Source organism: Paenibacillus sp. AR247 (assembly GCF_002968895.1).
In the GTDB taxonomy this organism is placed as follows: Bacteria; Bacillota; Bacilli; order Paenibacillales; family Paenibacillaceae; genus Paenibacillus_AQ; species Paenibacillus_AQ favisporus.
This window is the reverse complement of sequence record NZ_PCZT01000020.1, coordinates 49,169-52,723: the sequence shown is the minus strand read 5'-3', so window position 1 is coordinate 52,723 and position 3,555 is coordinate 49,169. Positions and strand designations below refer to the sequence as shown.

1 protein-coding gene and 2 pseudogenes are annotated in these 3,555 nt (G+C 55.7%); all 3 read right to left on the bottom strand.

The window, feature by feature from the left end; translation table 11 throughout:
• On the bottom strand, positions 1–2,319 hold a 2,319-nt coding region (gene rnr, locus CPT76_RS27360; RefSeq protein ID WP_308737673.1), incomplete at its 3' end, for a ribonuclease R.
• A 210-nt stretch (positions 2,320–2,529) separates the two neighbouring features.
• Positions 2,530–2,762: pseudogene (gene secG / locus CPT76_RS27355) on the bottom strand (preprotein translocase subunit SecG).
• Between the two features lie 419 nt (positions 2,763–3,181).
• Positions 3,182–3,555: pseudogene (eno, locus tag CPT76_RS27350) on the bottom strand (phosphopyruvate hydratase); the annotation flags it as partial.

Sequence of the window (3,555 nt, the reverse complement as noted above, 5' to 3'; positions counted from 1 at the left end):
GCCGCCCTCACGGGCGCTCTTGCCCGGCCGCGCGCCCTTGCCGCCGCCACGGGCCGCACCGCGCCCGCCGCGGCCATTCTCGCCGCCTTCACGGATGGCGGCGCCTCTGCCCACGCGGCCGCCACCACGGCCGCCAAAGCTTCCGCCACGCCGGCCTTCGCTGCGCGGCTTCATGTCCACCATCTCGAAATCGATGGTGTGATCGTCCATGTTCACGCGCTCGACGCGGATCTTCACTTCGTCGCCGATCCGGAACACGCGTGACGTGCGCTCCCCGATGAGGGCCATGGAGGCCTCATCGAAATGGTAGTAATCGTCCGTCAGCGCGCTCAGCCGGATCAGGCCCTCGACCGTGTTCTCGAGCTCGATGAACATGCCGAAGCTCGTCACGCTGCTGATGATGCCTTCGAATTCCTCGCCGACCTTGTCGAGCATGTATTCTGCCTTCTTCAGCTGGTCTGTGTCACGCTCCGCATCCACCGCCACACGCTCACGCTCGGAGGACTGCTGGGCGATGTCTGCCATCCGGGAAGCCAGGTACTCCAGCCGGTTCTCCGGCAGGACGCCCTTGTTCTCCAGCACTTCCCGGATCACCCGGTGAATGACCAGGTCCGGATAGCGGCGGATCGGAGACGTAAAGTGCGAATAATATTCGGCGGCCAGTCCAAAGTGTCCGGACATTTCCGCATCGTATTTCGCCTGCTTCATCGAGCGCAGCATCACCGTGCTGATGACCTTCTGCTCCTTCGTTCCCTGGATGTCCTCCAGCAGGCTTTGGAGCGCCCGTGGATGCACGGAGTTGCCCCGGCCCTTCACATGGTGACCGAAGTTGGCCGCAAACGCCATGAACGTCTGGAGCTTCTCCGGATCCGGATTTTCGTGAATCCGGTACAGAAACGGCACCTTCATCCAGTAGAAATGCTCGGCCACCGTTTCGTTGGCCGCCAACATGAACTCCTCGATGATCTGCTCGGCGATCGAGCGTTCGCGTTTTACGATGTCGACCGGCTTGCCGTTCTCATCGACGATCACCTTGGACTCCACGAAGTCGAAGTCCACCGCCCCGCGGTTCATCCGTCTCGCCCGCAGGCGCAGCGCAAGCTCCTTCATCAGCTTGAAGGTGTCGACCAGATAGCTGTACCGCTCCGTCACTTCCGGATCCTCGTCGTTCAGGATCTTCCGGACGTTGTTGTACGTCATCCGTTCCTTCGTCTTGATCACGCTGGTAAAAATGTCATGTCTCACGAGCTTCATATGCTCGTCGAATTCCATTTCGCAGGACATCGTCAGGCGGTCCACCTGCGGATTCAACGAGCAGATGCCGTTGGACAGGCGGTGCGGCAGCATCGGGATGACCCGGTCCACCAAATAGACACTGCATCCGCGATTGTACGCCTCTTTATCGAGCTCCGAGTTTTCGCGGACATAGTAGCTGACGTCGGCGATATGAACGCCTAGAAGGAAGTTGCCGTTCGGCAGACGCTCCACGTTTACTGCGTCATCGAGGTCTTTCGCGTCCTCTCCGTCGATCGTGACGATCGTTTTGCCGCGAAGGTCACGCCGTCCCTGCTGGACGATTTCCTCCTCGGTGATTGAATCCGGGGCCTGCTCCGCTTCCGCCATGCTCCGCTTCCGCCATGACCTCTTCCGGAAAAGCTTCCGGCAGCTGATGCTTGCGGATAATGGACAGGATATCGACCCCCGGATCATCCTTATGCCCGAGAATCTCGACCACTTCGCCTTCCGCGGCGGATCGGCCCTCCGGATAATTGACGATTTTGACGACGACCTTCTCGCCGTCGACCGCCCCGTTAAAGGCATCCTTCGGATAAAAATATCCCGGTTGATCCGTTTATCGTCAGGCAGCACAAAGCCGTACGCTTCATGCCCTTGGAAGACCCCGACGATCTGGGTAATAGCCCGGTTGACGATCCGCACCACTTCCCCCTCCAGCTTGCCGCCGGCCGGGCTCTTGGCTGTAACCCGCACCAGAACGGTATCCCCGTTCATGGCGCTCTTCATATCATTGGCTCCAATATATACATCCGGATGCTCCCGGTCTTCCGGGATCAGGAATGCAAAGCCTTTCGCATGGGCCTGCAGACGGCCCTTCAGGAGGTCCAGCCGTTCCGGCACGCCGTACCGTTCCGACCGGGACCGCACGATGGTCCCAGCCTCCTCCATCGCGTTCAGCGTTTTCAGAAAATCCTTGAAATCCAGCGCATCGTCAATCGCGAAATGCTGTTCCAGTTCCTGATACGTCATCGGTTTATATTCGGGATCCTGCATCAAATCAAGTATCATCTGTTCCGTAATCATCGTTTCATCACCTCAGGTGACTTGCAGGAATGCCTTCCGCAAGTGACTATGTAATCGTTCGTTTGTTGTATTTGTCCAGTAATATACACATACCCTAGTATACACGAATTTAATCGGTTGCATCCCTGCCCGTAAGCCTTAATCAACCTAAAAAACCTCCGCTCATCTTCCAATCGAAAAAGAGCGGAGGTTTTGGTGTGCTGCTATTCTTTACTTGACGACGACGGCCACCACAATGGCCAGGATAAAAAAGCATGCCGCGACGACAACCGTCACGCGCTGCAGCACGAGATCCATGCCGCGTGCTTTCGTTTTACCGAATAGATGTTCCGCGCCACCGGAGATGGCCCCGGAAAGACCCGCGCTTTTCCCTTTTTGCAAAAGACAATCGCGATCAACGCGATGGAGAAAATCACGAGCAGCACCTTCAACAAGATTTCCATTTGTTCCACCTCCCAATGGCTTAACATCTCAATTATATGAATGTCAAAATTTCGATTCCGTTATGGCCGGACTTAGACTACAGCCCAGCGTGCACAAACAGCATTCTTATTGTATCATAGCCTATTTGCGAACACAAGCTAAACCCCGCACTGCACCGCTGTTTATAGCATCAATCACAAGCTCAGGGTGGCACACCCCCAAACGCAAGATCGTTTAAAATCCGAGTCACCGATCCTTTGATCGCTATGCTGGTAGCTCCATCTTGAAATAAAAAACCCCATCGACGCAGCTTAATAAAGACAGACCGCGTTTAGCGGAAGTGTTCCTTGCGATGATTGAATCGTTCAGCGCCACTGAAATTATGATAAAAAAGCGCCCCGGAGTTACCCGGAACGCTCTTTGATTAAGGCTGTACAGCCTATTTTTTCAGGTTGTAGAACGACTTCAGGCCGTTGTACTGCGCCAGTTCGCCCAATTCGTCCTCGATGCGGAGCAATTGGTTGTACTTCGCGATACGGTCCGTACGGGACGGAGCACCGGTTTTGATTTGGCCGGCATTCGTTGCCACGGCGATGTCAGCGATCGTGCTGTCTTCGGACTCACCGGAACGGTGGGAGACAACCGCTGTGTATCCTGCGCGTTTCGCCATTTCGATCGCATCAAACGTTTCTGTCAGCGTACCGATTTGGTTTACTTTGATCAGGATGGAGTTGCCGATGCCTTCTTCGATACCTTTTTCAAGACGCTCGGTGTTCGTTACGAACAAGTCGTCGCCAACGAGCTGGATCTTGT